19 protein-coding genes and 1 tRNA gene are annotated in these 16468 nt (G+C 67.5%); 7 read left to right on the top strand and 13 right to left on the bottom strand.

The window, feature by feature from the left end:
• The first annotated feature begins 431 nt into the window (after positions 1-431).
• Positions 432-1766, top strand: a complete 1335-nt coding sequence (locus ACIBF5_RS06755) for a multiprotein-bridging factor 1 family protein (protein ID WP_396808788.1) — start codon at positions 432-434, stop codon at positions 1764-1766.
• On the opposite strand, the gene ACIBF5_RS06750 is transcribed toward ACIBF5_RS06755, so the two are convergent.
• Positions 1763-2419, bottom strand: coding sequence for an HAD family hydrolase (locus ACIBF5_RS06750; protein WP_396808786.1), 657 nt, complete (start codon positions 2417-2419; stop codon positions 1763-1765). The two genes, ACIBF5_RS06755 and ACIBF5_RS06750, sit on opposite strands and share 4 nt — an antisense overlap.
• Before the next feature lie 119 nt (positions 2420-2538).
• Here ACIBF5_RS06750 and ACIBF5_RS06745 point away from each other — a divergent pair, with 119 nt between their 5' ends.
• Positions 2539-2973 carry an NUDIX domain-containing protein gene (locus tag ACIBF5_RS06745; RefSeq protein WP_396808784.1) on the top strand — a complete coding sequence of 145 codons (435 nt, stop codon included), beginning with the start codon at positions 2539-2541 and terminating at the stop codon, positions 2971-2973.
• A gap of 289 nt (positions 2974-3262) precedes the next feature.
• Here ACIBF5_RS06745 and ACIBF5_RS06740 read toward each other — a convergent pair whose 3' ends face one another.
• Both ACIBF5_RS06740 and ACIBF5_RS06735 read right to left on the bottom strand, forming a co-directional pair.
• A complete protein-coding gene (locus ACIBF5_RS06740) occupies positions 3263-3919 on the bottom strand; it encodes an IS630 family transposase (protein WP_396808866.1) in 657 nt (218 codons plus the stop codon).
• A 42-nt stretch (positions 3920-3961) separates the two neighbouring features.
• Positions 3962-4357 (bottom strand): transposase, encoded by a 396-nt coding sequence (locus tag ACIBF5_RS06735; protein ID WP_396808782.1) that lies wholly within the window; start codon positions 4355-4357, stop codon positions 3962-3964.
• A gap of 135 nt (positions 4358-4492) precedes the next feature.
• Here ACIBF5_RS06735 and ACIBF5_RS06730 point away from each other — a divergent pair, with 135 nt between their 5' ends.
• Genes ACIBF5_RS06730 through ACIBF5_RS06720 form a run of 3 tightly spaced genes read left to right on the top strand, consistent with a single transcriptional unit; the run spans position 4493 to position 6330 of the window.
• Entirely contained in the window at positions 4493-5341 is an 849-nt protein-coding gene (locus ACIBF5_RS06730) for a sugar phosphate nucleotidyltransferase (RefSeq protein WP_396808780.1), read from the top strand.
• A 9-nt stretch (positions 5342-5350) separates the two neighbouring features.
• Complete coding sequence (locus tag ACIBF5_RS06725) at positions 5351-5797, top strand: FAD-dependent oxidoreductase (protein WP_396808864.1); 447 nt, start codon at positions 5351-5353, stop codon at positions 5795-5797.
• Positions 5707-6330, top strand: a complete 624-nt coding sequence (locus ACIBF5_RS06720) for an FAD-dependent oxidoreductase (protein ID WP_396808778.1) — start codon at positions 5707-5709, stop codon at positions 6328-6330. Before ACIBF5_RS06725 ends, ACIBF5_RS06720 begins: the two co-directional genes overlap by 91 nt.
• 341 nt (positions 6331-6671) lie before the next feature.
• On the opposite strand, the gene ACIBF5_RS06715 is transcribed toward ACIBF5_RS06720, so the two are convergent.
• A complete protein-coding gene (locus ACIBF5_RS06715) occupies positions 6672-7454 on the bottom strand; it encodes a hypothetical protein (RefSeq protein ID WP_396808776.1) in 783 nt (260 codons plus the stop codon).
• 271 nt (positions 7455-7725) lie between these two features.
• Between ACIBF5_RS06715 and ACIBF5_RS06710 the strand changes: the two genes are divergently transcribed.
• Positions 7726-7798 (top strand) — tRNA-Arg (locus ACIBF5_RS06710).
• A gap of 222 nt (positions 7799-8020) precedes the next feature.
• On the opposite strand, the gene ACIBF5_RS06705 is transcribed toward ACIBF5_RS06710, so the two are convergent.
• The 8 genes from ACIBF5_RS06705 to ACIBF5_RS06670 form a co-directional block, all read right to left on the bottom strand.
• Positions 8021-8521, bottom strand: coding sequence for a hypothetical protein (locus tag ACIBF5_RS06705; protein WP_396808774.1), 501 nt, complete (start codon positions 8519-8521; stop codon positions 8021-8023).
• A gap of 32 nt (positions 8522-8553) precedes the next feature.
• A complete protein-coding gene (locus ACIBF5_RS06700; RefSeq protein WP_396808772.1) occupies positions 8554-9936 on the bottom strand; it encodes a tyrosine-type recombinase/integrase in 1383 nt (460 codons plus the stop codon).
• A complete protein-coding gene (locus tag ACIBF5_RS06695) occupies positions 9933-10118 on the bottom strand; it encodes a helix-turn-helix transcriptional regulator (RefSeq protein WP_396808770.1) in 186 nt (61 codons plus the stop codon). Before ACIBF5_RS06695 ends, ACIBF5_RS06700 begins: the two co-directional genes overlap by 4 nt.
• Positions 10119-10140: 22 nt before the next feature.
• On the bottom strand, positions 10141-11889 hold the full coding sequence (locus tag ACIBF5_RS06690) for a replication initiator (protein WP_396808862.1): 1749 nt from the start codon (positions 11887-11889) through the stop codon (positions 10141-10143).
• Positions 11890-11948: 59 nt separating this feature from the next.
• Positions 11949-12743 carry a DUF2637 domain-containing protein gene (locus ACIBF5_RS06685; protein WP_396808768.1) on the bottom strand — a complete coding sequence of 265 codons (795 nt, stop codon included), beginning with the start codon at positions 12741-12743 and terminating at the stop codon, positions 11949-11951.
• Positions 12740-14158 (bottom strand): FtsK/SpoIIIE domain-containing protein, encoded by a 1419-nt coding sequence (locus tag ACIBF5_RS06680; protein ID WP_396808766.1) that lies wholly within the window; start codon positions 14156-14158, stop codon positions 12740-12742. The genes ACIBF5_RS06685 and ACIBF5_RS06680 overlap by 4 nt, the downstream gene beginning before the upstream one ends.
• A 37-nt stretch (positions 14159-14195) precedes the next feature.
• Complete coding sequence (locus ACIBF5_RS06675; RefSeq protein WP_396808764.1) at positions 14196-14423, bottom strand: hypothetical protein; 228 nt, start codon at positions 14421-14423, stop codon at positions 14196-14198.
• A gap of 166 nt (positions 14424-14589) precedes the next feature.
• Positions 14590-15018, bottom strand: coding sequence for a hypothetical protein (locus ACIBF5_RS06670; protein ID WP_396808762.1), 429 nt, complete (start codon positions 15016-15018; stop codon positions 14590-14592).
• A 198-nt stretch (positions 15019-15216) separates the two neighbouring features.
• Here ACIBF5_RS06670 and ACIBF5_RS06665 point away from each other — a divergent pair, with 198 nt between their 5' ends.
• Complete coding sequence (locus ACIBF5_RS06665; protein ID WP_396808760.1) at positions 15217-15702, top strand: hypothetical protein; 486 nt, start codon at positions 15217-15219, stop codon at positions 15700-15702.
• Between the two features lie 37 nt (positions 15703-15739).
• Here the strand turns inward: ACIBF5_RS06665 and ACIBF5_RS06660 are convergent, their stop codons facing one another.
• Positions 15740-16462, bottom strand: a complete 723-nt coding sequence (locus tag ACIBF5_RS06660; protein ID WP_396808759.1) for a GntR family transcriptional regulator — start codon at positions 16460-16462, stop codon at positions 15740-15742.
• Positions 16463-16468 lie beyond the last annotated feature (6 nt).

Here is a 16468-nt window from a genome sequence, read left to right as displayed (position 1 = left end):
CATTGGTCCATATGTATTCCAACTGGCCACGGCGGATCCACCGGCGTCCCGGTGGATCCGCCGCCATCGTGAGGCGGCGGCAGTGAGCGCCCCGCCGGTCACCCGCCCCCGCAGCCCCGATGGCGGTACGCAGACGAGGAATCAACCTCACGACAAGCGGGCCAGCCGCTACGGTCGGCCGGATCAGCTCACTGGGCGCCTTGAAACGTTTGATCAATCTGTCCATCATGAAGTCCTCGGCGTCGATGACGAGTTGTCGGTGAGCTGGTTCGCCTGACCAGCGGCGGCCGTCGATGCTCGTCAACAGGAAACCGGCAACACGACTGGGGCGGTACCGTCCACTACCCATCCGTTCGCAACCAGGTAGTGACGATCTGTTGCCGCGCTGGCTAGCGTGAACCCATCGACATCCGACCTGCGGAGGTGCCCGGATGACCGGACGGCGCTATCCACCAAACCGTCGGCTAGCGTGGGAGAGGCTCCAGCGGGGCTGGTCCTACGAAGAGGTCGCCGAACGCATCCGTACCGAGATGAGCCATGCCGGAGAGGCCGACAGCGGCCTCAACGCCAACACGGTGCGGCGGTGGGAGACCGGCGAGCGGTGGCCAGACCCCCGCTACCGCAAGCACCTGGTCACCATTCTTGGCATGACGGCCGCCGATCTCGGTCTGCTCACGCCGGACGAGTTGGCCATGCGTCCGCAAGCGGAAACACTGTACGAGTTCAGGAGGTTGTGGGACATGCTTACCGGAGACGAAAACGGCAGCGGCTGGGACCGGGCATCCGTACTACGGGCGCTGTTCGGCGCCAGCATGCTGCCCATGGTCGCGCCACTGCTGTCACTCGACCCGCAAGCCGCCCACGCGCACGGCAAGACCATCGACCCAGATTCGTACACCCAGATCGTGCGGTGCCAGCGCGAGCTGTATTGGACCAGCCCGTCCCGACCCCTCTACGAGGCCGCGTATGCCCACACCCAGCTCGGCATCGGGCTCCTACGCGCGGCCAGCGGCAACAGCCGGCCCACCCTTGCTACCGCGCTTGCGGAATCCGCGCTGCTCACCGCCCGGCTCGCCTTTTTCGACCTCAGCCAACCCGCCATTGCCGAACGCTGCTACGACGTCGCCCTGGCCGCGACCCGCGAAGCCGGCGACCACGCCCTGGCGGCTGCCGTCCTTGGCCACATGGCCTTCATCCCCGCCTTCAGTAACGACCCATCCGGCGCCCGACCCCTGATCGACGCTGGGCTGCAGCACACCTGGCACGGAGTCAACCCGATGGTCCGCTCCTGGCTGCACTGCGTCGCGTCAGAGGTCGATGCGCGTGCGGGGGCGGGCGCGGCCAGTCGCCACCACATCGACCTCGCCACCAACGCGATCGACACCGGCAGCACCCCACCCGAATGGCTCGACTTCTACAACACCGGGCGACTGCACTCCTTCGCCGGCTACTCGGCGCTCGCAGCGGGCGACCACGCTGGGGCTGCGGACCAGCTCACCAGGGCCCTCGCTGGTCTGAGCGGCCACGGTGCAAAGCAACGCAGCGTCGTTCTGGCCGATCTCGCCACCGCGCACCGCACCGACGGTGACCACGCCGCTGACTACCTCAACCGGGCCGTGGACGCGCTGTACACCGACTGGTACGGCACCGGCCTGGATCGGGTCAGAGCCGTACGCCCCGTACTTGGAGACAGTCGACAGGGCGCCCAGCTCGACGAACGAATCGCCGCCCTCACGACCGGCCGGGCAGCCCTGCCAGGAAGTTAGGCGACCGATTCGTTGTGCTTGCGTACCAGTTCGGGAAGGTCGGCCAGCGAGTCGAGTCGGAACAGGCAGCGCTCGCTGATCGTTCCGTCGTCGAGGATGTACCCCCAAGGCCCGCGGCGAATCAGGGCGGTCGCGATCCCGGCCTCCTGCGCCGGCCGGATGTCGTTGTCCAGGCGGTCACCGACATAGAGCACCTGATCGGCCCGGCAGCCCGCTTCAGCTACGACCCGATCGAAGAATGCCACCGACGGCTTCTCCACACCCCAACCGTCCGAGGTGCCGATCACGTCCACCGGCAGGTCCAGGGCACGCAGGATCGTTTCCGCCCTTGCCGTCTGGTTACCTGCCAGGCCAACCTGTACGCCCATCTCCCGCAGTGTGGCCAGGCACGGCCGCGCGTCGGGGTACAGGTCCTTCTCGGAGAAGTGCTCCGGCTGCCCGGCGGCAGTACGACGCTCCCGCTCCTTGGCCAGGTCGAATCCGGGCTGGAACACCTGGAACGTCTCCCGATAGTCCAGGCCACGAGCAATCACCGCCCCGAAGACGGCGGAAAACGTGTGCCGGGGTACGCCCAGCCAGTCCGCCCACGTCCCGTATTCTCGAGACTCGTCGACGATCGTTTCACCCACATCGAAGAAGACGCTAGCGATCATCCGAACAGTCTGCCCTGCCGGCCATGCCTACTCCAGCGGCCCTGCGTCGGTGTCGAGTCCTTCTCCGGCATATGGCGCCATGCTGCTGTGGCCCGACCTCACATCGCTGAGAGGACGTCATGCCCGAGAGAGTCGTCGAGGACAAGGTGCTCTGCTACATCGTGCGCGACGGTCGGCTGCTCGTCTTCCGGCACATCGACTTCAGCTACGAGGAGGTGGGCATCCAGGTTCCAGCGGGCACCATCCGCTACGGCGAGGCACCGGAAGATGCGGCTCTGCGGGAGGCCCGTGAGGAAACCGGCCTCAAACATTTCAAGATCGTTCGCAAGCTCGGGGAGGTCGAGTACGACATCACCCCGTACCGGTTCGAGATTCAACATCGTCACGTCTTCCACCTGCAGTGCGCTCAGCCCACGCCGCCACGGTGGCTGAGCCAGGAAGATCACGACGGTGAGCAGGAGCCGACCCGTTTTGAGTGTTTCTGGCTGCCATTGGAGGCGGCGCACATCCTGCAGTCCGGCCAAGGCGCGCTCCTGGGACGACTGTTCGCCTGACCCGGACGCCACGCGGGGAGGGAGCCGGTTGGGTGGCACGGGACCGCAAGCAACACCGGGCCGCACGCGATCTGTTCGCCCGTGCTCTGCGCATAGCCCGGGAAGCGGACGATGGTCCCCTCTACGCCTGCGTACTCGCATATCAGAGCTACGGCGCGGAAGCAGCGGGGAATCTGCCGCACGCCTGCCAGCTTCTCAATACAGCGCAGGAGTTGGTGCGCGGCGGGCACAATGCCGCCACCCGCGCCTGGCTCGCTGACTCAGCTAATGTCTCGTGATCCTGATTGGTTTACTTGGTGTTGTTCGCGACGAGTTTCTTAACGCTGGTCTGTACGAGTTGGACTTTGGCGAGGATCTCGTCGGCGGTGGCGGTCCAGTGGAATGGTCGGGGGTTGGCGTTCCAGGTGGTGATGTAGTCGCGGATGGACCGGACGAGGACCTGGACCGAGGTGAAGGTGCCGCGGCGGATGGCCTGGCGGGTGATGATCCCGAACCAGATCTCGATCTGGTTGATCCAACTCGACCCGGTCGGGGTGAAGTGGAAGTGCACGTTCGGGTTCGCCGCCAGCCAGGTGAGGACGTCGGGGGTGGTGTGGGTGGACAGGTTGTCCAGGACCACGTGGATCTGGCGTCCCCGGTGTGGGGCCACGGCCTTCCTGAGGAAGGCCAGGAAGGCCGCCGCGTCGCGGGATGGTGCACACTCGCCGACGACTTCGCCGGTGGCGACGTTCAACGCGGCGAACAGGTTCGTGGTCCCGTGTCGGACGTAGTCGTGGGTGCGTTGCTCGGTGGCGTCGAACTCGATGGGCAGCAGTGGTTGGGTGCGGTCCAATGCCTGGATCTGGGTCTTCTCATCGATGCTGAGGACGATCGCTCCGCCGGGTGGGTCCAGGTAGAGACCGACGATGTCGGCGACCTTGGCCGCGAACGCCGGGTCCCGGGACAGTTTGAACGTGCCGGACCGGTGGGGTTTGAGGCCGTGCTCGCGCTAGAGTTTCGCCACCCAGTGATAGGAAACCGCCACACCCTCGGTCCGGGTGACGTAGGCGGCCATCTCCCGGCTCGACCAGTGCGACAGGCCGGTCTCGGTCGGCGGGGTCATCCGGGTCAGGGCCAGGACCCGCGACCGGATCCGGGCCGGGACCTGCTCACGCGGGCCGCTGGGCCGCTGGTTGAACAGACCGGCCGCGCCCTCGTCGGCGTAACGGCCCAACCACAGATCCACCGTCGGTCTCGACACCCCGGCCAACACCGCGATGTCCTTCTTCCTGCGGCCCTCGGCGTGCCACAACACGATCCGGGCTCGTGTACCGACCACCGCCGACACCTCGGTGCCGTTGATCAACGCCCGAAGCTCGGCCCGCTCGTCCGACGTCAACTCCACGAGACACAGCAAACCACAACCAACATCACACCAAGACAACAGGATCACGAGACACTAAGGTCCCGAACCAGCACAACCTACTATCTCCCTTGCGTACACTGATCCGGCTATCAGCGCGCGAGGGGAAACGAATCCATGGTCTCGAAAGCCGTCATCGCCGTCGCCGGATTCGGCAGCCGCTTTTTCCCCGTCGCGAAGACACTCAACAAGTGCATGTTGCCGATCCTCACTAAACCCGTCGTGCAGTACATGATCGAAGACTGCATCAATGCCGGTGTCACTCAGATCGCTATCGTCACCGCCCCTGGTCAGGCGGGCGAGCAGGTCCGCCATTACTTCTCCCCGGACCCCGACACAGAGGCCTACTTTCACGGCCGAGGGTGGGACAAAAAATGGGAACCCGCCGCCCGCCTTCACGAGCTAGCGAACTTCACCTTCCTTGAACAACCCCGTGACGGCCGGTACGGCACCGCCGTGCCGGCCATGATCGCCCGTGATTTCGTCGGCGACGACGACTTCCTCCTCCTCGGCGGGGACGATGTGCTCCTGCGTGCCGACGGCGGATCCGACCTCGCCGACCTGGTCCAACGCCGCGATGGTGCAGGTACACCCGGCGCCATCGCGGCGGTCACCGTCGACGGCCGCGAGGCATATAAGTACGGCATCCTCACCACAACTCGACGAGGCGAACGAGACATCCTCGATGACATCGTCGAAAAGCCCACCGACTACAGTCAGCCAACCGGATATATCAACATCAGTCGCTGCCTTGTGTCCGCTGACTTCTTCGGTTATCTCGACAAGCTCACCCCGAGTGCCACCAACGGCGAATACCAGAACACGGACGCCTTGGTCGCCTACGGGCGCGACCACGACATTCTCGTCTCGTCGGTAACCGGCGCCTACCACGACTGCGGCAATGTCACCGGGTGGCTTGCCGCCAACAACGCCGCGGCTCAGCTTGAGTACAGGCAGACGCACTGATTTTTGTTCGTGGCGTGGCGCAGACAGGACGCCCTCCGGCCGTGCGACGTGCTCGTGTTTCAGCCTGACCAGACGCTAGGGTCGAGGGAGACCGGCGGACGCCTCGATGTTCTGGTTGTGGGCGCCGGCGTCTCCGGTCTCACCACCGCCGTCTGCCTTGCCGAAGCCGGCTTCCGGGTCCAGATGTGGTCGGCCGAGTCACGTCGCCAGACCACATCCTTCGCGGCGGGGGCGATGTGGGGCCCCTACCTGGAGACCGGAGCGGAGTACGCCTCGTCTGCGGTATCGAAGCCTCCCGAGCGCCGGCAGCGCCGCCGGAGTGGAGCGGTCAGCTCGATCAGTTCCACATATGTGATGCCAGCGAGTTGCCGCCTGGTTTCAGCACGGGATGGCGGTACACGGCGCCGATCGTGGACATGCCGATCTACCTCGGCTACCTACAACAGCGTCTGCTGAGCGCCGGAGCCACCATTGAGATCCGCGAGGTCGGTTCGCTCGCCGACGTCGTCGCTCTCGCACCGGTCGTCGTCGTATGCGCGGGGATGGGCGCCCGGGACCTCGTACCAGATCCGGGCCTGAATCCGATCCGTGGTCAGCTCGTCGTGGTCGAGAACCCCGGCATCACAGAGTTCTTCTCCGAAGACACCGGGCTCTCGCCGGACCTGCTGCACTTCTATCCGCACGGGGACACCCTGGTCCTGGGAGGCACGGCCGAGCCAGGTGTCTGGGACCGTACGGCAGACCCAAGCATCGCCGCGTCGATCATCGACCGGTGCGCCGAGGTCGAGCCGCGGATCCGCGGCGCCCAGGTCATCGGCCATCGCGTCGGACTGCTCCCCACCCGCTCCGCCGTCCGCGTCGAGGAACAGCAACTCGACGGCACAAGAGTCATCTACAACTACGGGCACGGCGGCGCGGGTGTCATGCTCTCCTGGGGCTGCGCAGCAGAAGCGACGGCCTTGACCCTGCGCAGTTGGCAGACCAATTGATCAGGGCCATCGCAAGTCTGAGCGGCCACGGGGCGGAGTTATGCAATGCGACCTACCACCGCATTGCACCGCACAGATCGGGCGCCTCCCAGGTCGGCGTCAGCGCACTGAATGCTGCCGGGCAGGGGGTGGAGTCGGAAGGGCGCGGCGAAGACGTTCGTGAAGCCAGTAGGGGCCGCTGCGGGCGTGCCCATTGCTGAGCGCGACTACCGGGGTCTGAGCCTGTCCGACGGATAGCAGAGGTTGGCGGTTACTCCATCCGGAGCGGGCGCTGCGATGGGCGTGTTGAGGCGGGGCGAGGGTCTGGCGAATCAATGCCTGTGGGTCTGTGCCGCCAGCTATTAGCAGGCTGGACAGGTTTCTTCCGAAGCGCGGTGGTCTCGGCCCCAGAGGTAGGTATCGCGCTCCCGGCGGCGTCGGGGTGTGGAGGCGAGTTGGTAGCGGCGGGTACGGGTGAGGTTGGCGGGTAGGGCGGCGAAGCTGGACTCCCGGAGCCGGAAATGGTCGACGATGACGGCGCCGTCGATCATCGTCACGATGGCGCGGTACTCGACGAGGTCTGCCGGTCCGTTGGGCCGGAACAGGTTTTCGTCGGGGCGGCTGGGGCGCAGGATGTGGTTCGCGTCGGGGTGTAGGTGAGACAGCCGCCATTCGTGGTTTTTGCCAGTTGGCTTGTCGAGTGCGAGGGCTTCCCGTTCGAGGCTACGAAGGGTCGAGGTGTCGAGGGCTTTGAACGCTGTGGGGTTCCGGGGGAGCTGCCATCCGCCCCAGCGGAGCGTCGGCCGGAGCGCGGGCGGGGTCGACGGTGGTGGCCAGGGCGCGCTCTGGGCGAGATAGCGGTAGTCGACCCCCGCCTCGTCCAGATGGCGTACCAGCCAGGCACGCTGGTACGCGTTGGTGGTCTGCCACAGGTACACGAACGGGTCGAACCCGTCGCGGCGTACGCCGCCTGTGGTGGGCAGGTTGTGACAGGCGTCGGCGATCAGGCGGATCTGCTCCAGGTGCCCGGTGGGATGATTCGCGGTGTCGGGCAGGTACGCGAGTGTCCTGATCTCGATCAGGGCGGCGCTGAGCAGATGCGCCTTCACGTATTCGCGGGTCCGCCGTCGCCACACACGCGCCATGGCCCGGATTGTTCCTCCCGCCCTCGTTCCATCTCTGGTCACGGTGGTAACCCAATATATGATCTTCACGCGTGTGCGCGCTGTGTGCTCCGTGGGTGGTGACACTTGGTGGATGATGCTGTCTGGTGCTGCGCGCCGGTGTCGGTCGGGCCCGGCCCCCGCCGCGGTGTGCCATCCGTGTGTGATCCGCACGCGGCGCTGCCAGCGTTGATGGTTCCTGAGGGTCCCTGTCGCCCGCCGGCCGCCGCTGCTAGGTACCCTGTAGCCTCGCGCCCTCGTAGCTCAGGGGATAGAGCATCGGTTTCCTAAACCGTGTGTCGCAGGTTCGAATCCTGCCGGGGGCACCTCGAAGATCAGCAAAAACGTCACCTGACCAGCAGGAATGTTTCCCGGTCGATGTGATCTCGTAGGCAGTCGTAGGTCGCCTGTAGCCACCGTTTGTCGCTGGTCGTGCAAAATACGTGCAATGATCTTGAGCCTCTGCGGGGCAGTGTTTGCGCAGCTCAGAGGCCGCAAAACACGAGAGGCCGCAGCGTCAGCCACGGCCTCTCGGATCCTAACGGTGATCATCGCGGGTCCATCAGAAGACGAACCTGGGGAGCGTCCCGGCTCTCACACAGAGACGCCGAACAGTGCTGGCAGGTCTGTGAGACGGGCCGGTTCAGGTTCGTCTTAATGCTGAACTCTCCCGACTCTTCCTGTTGGGGGCAGCGGTAGCCAAGGTAGTGCCGCACCCATGGTGTGCGGGTGAGGACAGCGGCGGCAATGTCTCGCTTGGCATCGTGGAAGGGTGCCCACCAGTAGTCCACCACCACACGCAAGCTGGTCTGATGCCGTTCGTCGGTGTGGTCGAAGGTGGCGATCCGTGCAGCGCTGTAGTGCTGCCCGTCCCTGCCGTCACCCGTGCAGACGGCCCGCTCCGCCCCAACCGTCAGCCACGTTGTCCGGCCCGTCCGCTCACAGGTGAAACAGTCCATACTCAGGGCGAGCTTGGGCTGCCAGTGAAGGTTGTGGACGGGCGAATCGGCCATGGCAAGGACGGTCCTGATCTCAACAGACGCGAGCATCCGACGATCCTGGCACGGAGGACAGAAATCGATCACTGGCTGAGCGCCGCCTCGATGCGCTCGTTCATCCTGCTCCGATCTCCGTCGATGCACTTCGCGTACACCTTGAGCAGCACGTCCACCGAGTGACCGGCCCGTTCGGCGACCTCCGGTGCGGGTAGGCCCGCGTTCAGCCAGAGCGACACCCCGGCGTGCCGCAGGTCGTACGGGCGCCCGGCCAGGGGAGAGGCCGCCCGGTCCGGAGGCAGGCTCAGGATCCGCGCCTCCTCCCAGACTCGGGAGTACGTCGAGGACGCCACCACGTTGCCCCGCTCACTGCGGAACAGCCTCCCGTCCGCATCGACGCCGAACCGGTCGACATGCCCGCGCAGGATCGCCACCAGCTCCGGTGGGATCGGCACCTCCCGCGCTTCCGTCTCGCCCCGGTGCTTGAGCCCGCGATCGTCGTGCACCTCGCCGCTGTCGGTGTACCGCTTGCCCGCCGCCGGTCGGGACTTCTCCACCGTCAACATGCCCCAACCCGACTTGGGCAGGTGACAGTCACGCTCCCGCAGGCCCAACGCCTCACTCGGCCGCAGCGCCGCGAAGTACAGGCAGGCGTAGAACGCCTGTAGCCGCTCACCCCGACGACCGGCCTTCCCACGCTGGCCCACGTACGTCACGGCGGTCAGCAGCTCCCGCGCCTGGCCGACGTTGACCACCACCCGCCGATCCACCTCGGCCACGACCTTCCGCCGAGCGGACCGTACCCGGAGTTTGTCCACCGGGTTGAAGTCCAGCAGTTCCAGTTCGACGGCGTACTGAAGGACGTTGTAGAAGACCGAGCGCCGCCGCCTGGTCGTGCTCGCCGCCGAAGACCGCCCATCCATCCGAAGCCCGAGCACGTCGAGAGCCGGACGGACCACCGCGGCTTCCGCCAGTGCGGTCAGCGGTTGCGACGCCTTGTCGAGCCACCGCAGGGCAGCGGCGATGTCCGCCGGCCGGTCGAGCTTCCGAGCGGCGGGCGGGAACTCGTACTCCCGTAGTGCTCGACGGAGCAGCGCCGGATCCGGCCGGCCGGGTACGTCCCGAACGAGCGCGGCAGTCACGGTCGCCAGCGCATCGGTAGTGCTCTCCCGCGACTTCGCGGCGGCACCCGGCCACTTCATGTCGATGTACCGCCGGACGAAGCCGAACCAGCTCACCGACTCCTCGGGCTTCACCATCGACTCGGGCAGCCCGGAATCCGTGTCGAACGCCTCGCCCCGGTTCGCCGCCTGCATCAGGTCGGAGCGGAAGTTGTCCGCCAGCGCTCGCGTGCCGAAGGTCCGCGACTTCGGCCCGGCCGCGACGACCCACCGGACCGTGTACGACTTCTTCCGACCCCCGAGGGTGTTGACCTGGATGCTGCGAATCCGTACCTCCCGCGACTTCACGCCGCCTCCCGAAGCCGCTCAAGCCAGGCCCGGAAATTGCTCCGCTCGATCCGCAGCTCACCGTTCGGGAGCTTGATGCATTCCGGCGCGATGCCCAGCTCACGCCAGCGGTAGAAGGTTCGCCGCGATACGCCGTTGAGCGCGGTCAACACCTGGGGGACGGTCATCAAATCGTCGTTCATAGGGGTGACTTCCTCCGAGGGGTCAGGCTGCGGGGGAGAGGGGAGACGCGGTTGCCGAAAGGCCGCCCGGCGCGCGTTGTCGGGCGGCGTTGAGGGTGGAGCGCCACCGGATCCGGGCGGAGACGGCGCGCAGGATGCGGTGTTCGAGGGGCAGGACGTCGGGGTCTTCGGGTCGGGCGAGTTCGAACCGGTACCGCTCGGGTTGGTCGGTGGCCGCCTGCTCCTGGTCGTGCTGCTCGGTGTCGGCCATGTCGCCGGCGAGGACGGCGCGGATCCAGGCCCGGTTGTCCGCGCGGTGGTCGGCGAGGGTCTTGCCGGACCACTGCCGAGAGACGAGGACGCGGCGGCCGGTGAAGCCGAGCGTGTTCCGTTGGTGGACCTTGCCGGTGCACCGGCCGGGGGTGAGGCCGGGTTTGGCCCCGTCGGGTTGGACGCCGTAGAGGAGCCAGTTCGCGCAGGTCGGCGAGCAGGGCAGGATCGACAGTTCGGCGTGGAGCCGGTCGAAGTGCGCCTTCTGCGCGTCGGAGCGTGGCTTGGCCTGGTCGGTCAGGTCTTTGGTGACGTACTTGGTGACGTAGCGGATGGATCGCTCAGCGTCTTTGGTGCCCTGCTCGATCCCGCGTGCGTCGATCCGCCCGAGACGGGCCACGTACGCGGGTCGGGCGTCTTCGATTTCCAGGTCGTCCAGGGCGTACGCCCACGAGGTCAACGGCTCACGCGTTTTCGGGTCGACGTATGCCTGCTGGTCGACGTCCCAGACCGGAGGCTTCTCCACCGTGTAGACCGGTTGGTCGAACGACGGCCACCACACCTGGTGGTAGGTCGCGGCGGCGATCTGCTTCAACAGCCGGCGGGGCAGGGTGCCCCGGATGGCGAAGTGCGCGTGTGGCGCGAGGCGTCGTTGTAGCTCGACGGCCCCGGCGTATTGGACGTTCCAACCGGCGGCGCGACGGACGTTCTGCCACCACCGGTCCAGCACTCGGGCGAAGTGGATCGAGTCCAGGGCCGCCTGCCGGTAGTCGTAGCTGGCCGGGTCGACCGGGGTGCTCAGTACGTCGTCGTAGGGGCCGTGCCGGTCGCCGCACTCGCAGGGTGCGACGTAGGCGCCCCGGCGTAGGTGGGAGTGAACGGGGCCGTGTGTGCCGAGGGTGAGGGTGACCAGCATCGACGGCCGGTACGTCTTCCCGGCCCTCCCGGCGTACGCCCGTCCGACGGTGCGGGGTGAGACGGGGAGCCGGGGTAGGTCGGGTGAGTCCTGCCGCCGCTTCGTCGACCGCTTTCGGCGTGGCCGGTCGTCGCGTTCCTTCGGGGTGAGGTGCCCCCGCAGGTTCGTCTCCCCCAGGGCCTCATCCAGTTCGGCGATGCCGGCGTCGAGGTCGGCGAGTTGGGCTGCTCGTTGGTCGGGGTGCATGGGTTCGTACTGGAGTGCTTCGCGTTCGAACTCCATGTGTGCCCGGACCCGGACCAGCGCGAGGACGTCTTCGGTGGGATGGTCGGGGCGGATGGCGGGTTCGTCGGCGAGGTGCCAGCCCTCCCGGATCTGCTGGATCCGCAACCTGCGGTTCCGTTCCGCGCAGGGCTTGCACTTCACCGCGAGGGTCGCCCCGCACGGCACCTCTACGACCTCGGTCAGCCCGGTCACGGTGTCGGTGCGGTGCAGGGGAAGTGGGCGGACGCAGACGCCGTGCTGTTCGGCGAGCTGCTTGAGCGCGTCCTTGGCCAGTGGGCGGCGCATCCGGTCCGCCCGCGACCCCGGCCGGACCTCCGACATGAGGGTTAGGCCGGGCGTTGGCTTGCGTGGGGCGGGGGCGAGTTGCAGTTCGAGTTGGGTCACGGGGTGGCCTCCGAGGGTGCCGAAGGGGTGTACGGGGTGCCGTTGCGGGAGGCGAACGCGGCGGCCGGGACGGGGACCAGGGCGGGACGTTCGGACTCCCGGACCAGGCGCAGGAGTTCGGACGCAGTCCCGTTGGCGACCCGTAGGACGGCGCGGAGTTCGTCGCGGGTGATCTGCCGTCCGGTCGCGGCCCGGTGCTCGGCCGCGTGTTGCCGGGCGACCTGGACCAGGTCGACGGTCACCGCCCGGTCGTCGCCCCCACCGTTGGTGTCGCCGTCCTGGTTGTTGCGCTCGTCCTGGTCGCTGATCTGGACGGGTACGGGTTCGGGACGATCGCCGTCCTGCCCGTCCTCAGCCGCCGACAGCGTTGGGGACGACGCGGACGGGGGTGCGGGTTTGACGGACAGGACGAGTTTGGACAGGCCGAGGAAGGCCAGGGCGGGGACGGCGGAGATCAGCCATCCGGACAGGCCCGGTTTCGCCACCGCGAGTTGCGCCGACAGCGACAAGGCAACCGCGGACACGAGGAGAAACATGGGGTAGCCGATCCGGCCGCCGGTCCGCCGCCTACGTCGGATCGTGAGGAGCGCGGCGAGGGGGATGAGTTCGGAGATGGCGGCGTTGGCCCAGCCGAACCAGTCCCCGGTACCGGCGGGTGAGTTCGTCATGGTCCAGTCGTGGACGTGGGTGAACGACGCCGCCCCGGCCAGGCCGCCGACGACAAGGAGGATGAGGACCAGGACCACGCCCTCCACCCGTTCCGTCCGCGACTTGCCCACGGTGGCGTTCATGCCTGCTCCTGCTCGTCGGTGTGTCGCCGGTAGGTGTGGGCGAGGTCGTTGATGTGCTGGTCGGTGAGGTAGGAGAAGCGGACGCGGACGGGTTCGCGGACGCCGTCGAGGACGACGAACCCGACACCGGGGGTCGCTTCGGGGATCTGGTCGCAGACCGCGCCCCGGTCGCGGGCACCGTCGCCGAGGACCATGTCCGCCTGCTCCGGTTCGGTCATCCGCAACGCGATCCGGGTGGGGAACAGGTCCCGGAACGGCAGCACGTCCTTACGCGGGTCCTGCAACGCCGCCACCACATGCACCCCCACCGCCCGCCCCTGACTGAGGAGCAGGCCGAGGGCTTCGCGGATGCGGTCGCGAACCTTCCGGTCGGTGAGGTAGGCGGTGAGCGCGGCCAGCTCGTCCACCACGATCACCAACAGCGGGTCATCAACGGTCGGGGTGTGCTGACGGGAAACACCCCGCAACCGGGCCGCCCGCAACCGCATGCGCTTCACGGCCTCTTCGAGGACGCCGGCCATGCTGTCCGGGTCGTCGTAGGCGAACCTCGCGAACAACGGCGCCCCGGCGGCGAGTTCCATCCCGCCCTTCGGGTCGAACGCCCACAACTCCACCAGCCCTGAGCGGACGCCGGCGGCGAGGGAGCGGATCAGCGACCAGATCACCGACCCCTTGCCCGAGTTCGTCGCACCGGCAATCAGGACATGCGTGCCGGCCAGCCGCAACGCATACGGGTCACCGTCCTCACGGACACCGAGCGTCAGGCTGGTGAAGTCGGGTACCTGCGGCACTGGTAGTGGTGCGACAGTGCCGGCGAGGGGGTCACGGCGACGGAAGTGCAGCACCACCCGATCCGGCCTGCTGGTCGAGAGCGCCCGACCCTCGCGGAGCCGGAACGCGTAGGCGAGGCGTTCCGCCGCGCGTCCCCAGTCGTCGGGGATCTGACCGGGCAGCATCCGCACCGTCACCCGGTCGCCGTACCGGTCACACCGCACCGACAGCAGCAGCGGCACGTACCGGTCACCCGCGAACGCCGTCGCTAGCCCGCAGGTGGCCATGACCGAGGCCCAGCCACGCCGGTACACCCACAGTCGCCGCCACCGAGCCAGGACCGGGTACCAGCCGAACTGCAACCACGACGCGGGGTGCCACCGCCACCAGGCCGCACAACCGGTCGCGATGCCGAGGACGACGGCGAGGAGGGTCGGCCACCCGTAGGACGCCCACACCCACCACACGAACCCGGTGGGGCCACTGATCCACCAGTACCGGACCGCGAGGACCGTGAGCCGGATCAGGCCCCGTAGCAGCCACCAGACGACGAGGAGCCAGCCGGGGATCCGCCAGGCGGGGAGTCGGACGTTCATCGGGGCGACCGGGATCTTCTCGCCCGGGATGACGTTGATCAGTGGCATCAGTGGTCACACCCGGCTGCCGTCGCGCGAGTGCGGGTTACCACAGCAGGTCACCGCCACGACCGGGACGGGCGAGCGTGGCCCGGCAGGTACGGCAGGCCATGTGGATCAGATCGAACCGGCGCGGCGCGACCCAGCAACGGCAACGCGGACAACGGATCTCGTCCACCAGCAACGGCGCGGCCGGCAGGCCGATCAGTCGGCGGAACACGTTGACGACGGCGCGGGCAGTGTCCCGCGACCAGCGGGCGAGGAGGCGGCGCATCACGACCACCGCCAGGCGAGGGACAGGGGGTGCGGCGACTTTCGGGCAGCACGAACTACGGTGGGCACCAGGCCCTCCTTCAACTTGAGGGGTGGGGTCACACGCGGGGCGGGCCGGGACTCTTGGCGGGGAAACGGCCCGCCCCGCGAACAGAAGTGGGAAGCGGTCAGGCAGCAGCCGCGACGGCGGCAGCACCAGCCGGGACGATCGCCGTCGCGCGCAGCGAGTACGCCATCCGCGCCTTGCACTGCCCCGACGACTTGCACCGCTGCGAGTCGACGTACGGGGTCAGGGTTAGACCCTCGAACTGCACAGCCGGCGGATAACCCGGCACACTCGACGGCGGCGGCACCGGCTGATGCGCGCCGATGACTTTCACCTTGACCTCAGTGGGACGGCCGAACTTCCCGGCCTCCGGGTCCAGGTCCATCACCCGGACCACCCAGACCCGCTCACCGGTCTCCTTGTCCCGAGCCTGGTTGTCCTGCTCACCACGCCGCTCGAAATCAATCTGCGCGTCGACACCGAGGCAGAGCGCCCCGGCGGGGAAGACGTACTCGGACGGGACCGGCACCTTCAACGTCAGCGGAACCACGAACACAGCCTCCTAGCCCAGAAACCGGACTCACTTTGACATCCGGTTGAGCTACCAAGTTACGTCGGCTTGTAAGTACAAGCAAGGCTAGGCGGGAAGAATTCATCAACAGTGGACGGCTGGCGGCGCGATGGGTCCCAGTTGGACACCTGTGAAGCCCTGCGGATTGGTCTCCGGGTTGGGGCCTACCCTGCTTCGATGACCTACGACATCGACTTCGTTCGCCGTCGCCCAGGCCGATCCCTGGTGGAAACGATGGAGGAGATCGTTGCCGAGGAAGCCGTCACGTACGACCCAGAGGCCGACCCGCAGCCCATCAGTCTCACCGCTGAACAGCGGGCCGGTTGGGAGCGGATTGTGCGCAGAGTCGCCGAGGAGTTGGGACCCGTCACCGTGACGGAGTATCCGTCGAACCTTTCCTTGTGGCGGGAAGGCCCCAACAGCTACTACCAGTTCGTCCACCGGGGCGAGTCGGCCTACATCGAGATCCCGTACCGGTATCCCCACGAGGCGGCGCTACCCGTAGCCGTGGAGGCGTACCGCCTCGGTCGGATCGTCGAGGAAGAGACCGATCTCGAAGGCTACGACGCCGAGGTCGAGCAAGACGTCAGAACCGGCGACCCTCAAGTAGCTGCGGCCAGACTCGGCGGGGTCGCCGCCTGGGCTTGGAAGAACCTGTCGTGACGGCAGACGGGCCGTACAGCGAGCGGGGCCGCCACGGTCAGGACAGCGGGTAGGTGTCCTCGATCTCGTGGCGGCTGCCGGGCATGACCAGGAGCGAGGTGAAGATGGGCTCGCCCGAGGACTGGTGGAGTGTGATGACCACGCTGAACACCGACTCGTCGGTCGGTACCTTCAAGGCTTCGGCCTCTTCCGGGCTGACCCGGCGGGCCGTCATCCGCTCGGTCACGTAGTCGGCCCGGAGTCCCTTGAGTCGGGCGATGTGCTCCGACAACCCGCCCGAGATCGGGCCGGGCTTCGTGATCTCCGTACCGACGGCGATCTCGACCGGGACGAACGTGGCGACCAGGTCGACCGGGCCGAACTCCGACACGGTCCGCCGCCGCCGTTCGTAGACCGGGGTGCCTTCCGGGATGTTCAGCTCGGCGGCGATCCGCGCCGTGGCCAGGACCGGGCCGACGTGCAGGATCTCGGTTTCGGCGGTCTCGTCCAGGCCGACCACGTCCCGCGCGTACTGCGGTGACAGGCGCTCTGCCGGGCGTCCGCGTACGAAGCTGCCCTTGCCCTGCTGTGACTCGATCCAGCCGTCCTGCTTCAGGATCCCGAGCGCCTTGAGCACGGTCGGGCGGGACACCCGGAACTCCGTACACAGTTGGCTCTCCGACGGCAGAGCCGCACCCGGCATGTAGACGCCGTCCTCGATGCGCTCCCGCAGCGTGTTCAACACGCGCAGGTATTTCGGCGTCGGAATCTCGTACGCCATCGCGGG

The sequence above is a fragment of the Micromonospora sp. NPDC050417 genome (assembly GCF_044458865.1).
Lineage (GTDB): Bacteria > Actinomycetota > Actinomycetes > Mycobacteriales > Micromonosporaceae > Micromonospora_G.
The sequence above is the reverse complement of the archived record's forward strand: the minus strand, read 5'-3'. Positions and strand labels throughout refer to the sequence as shown.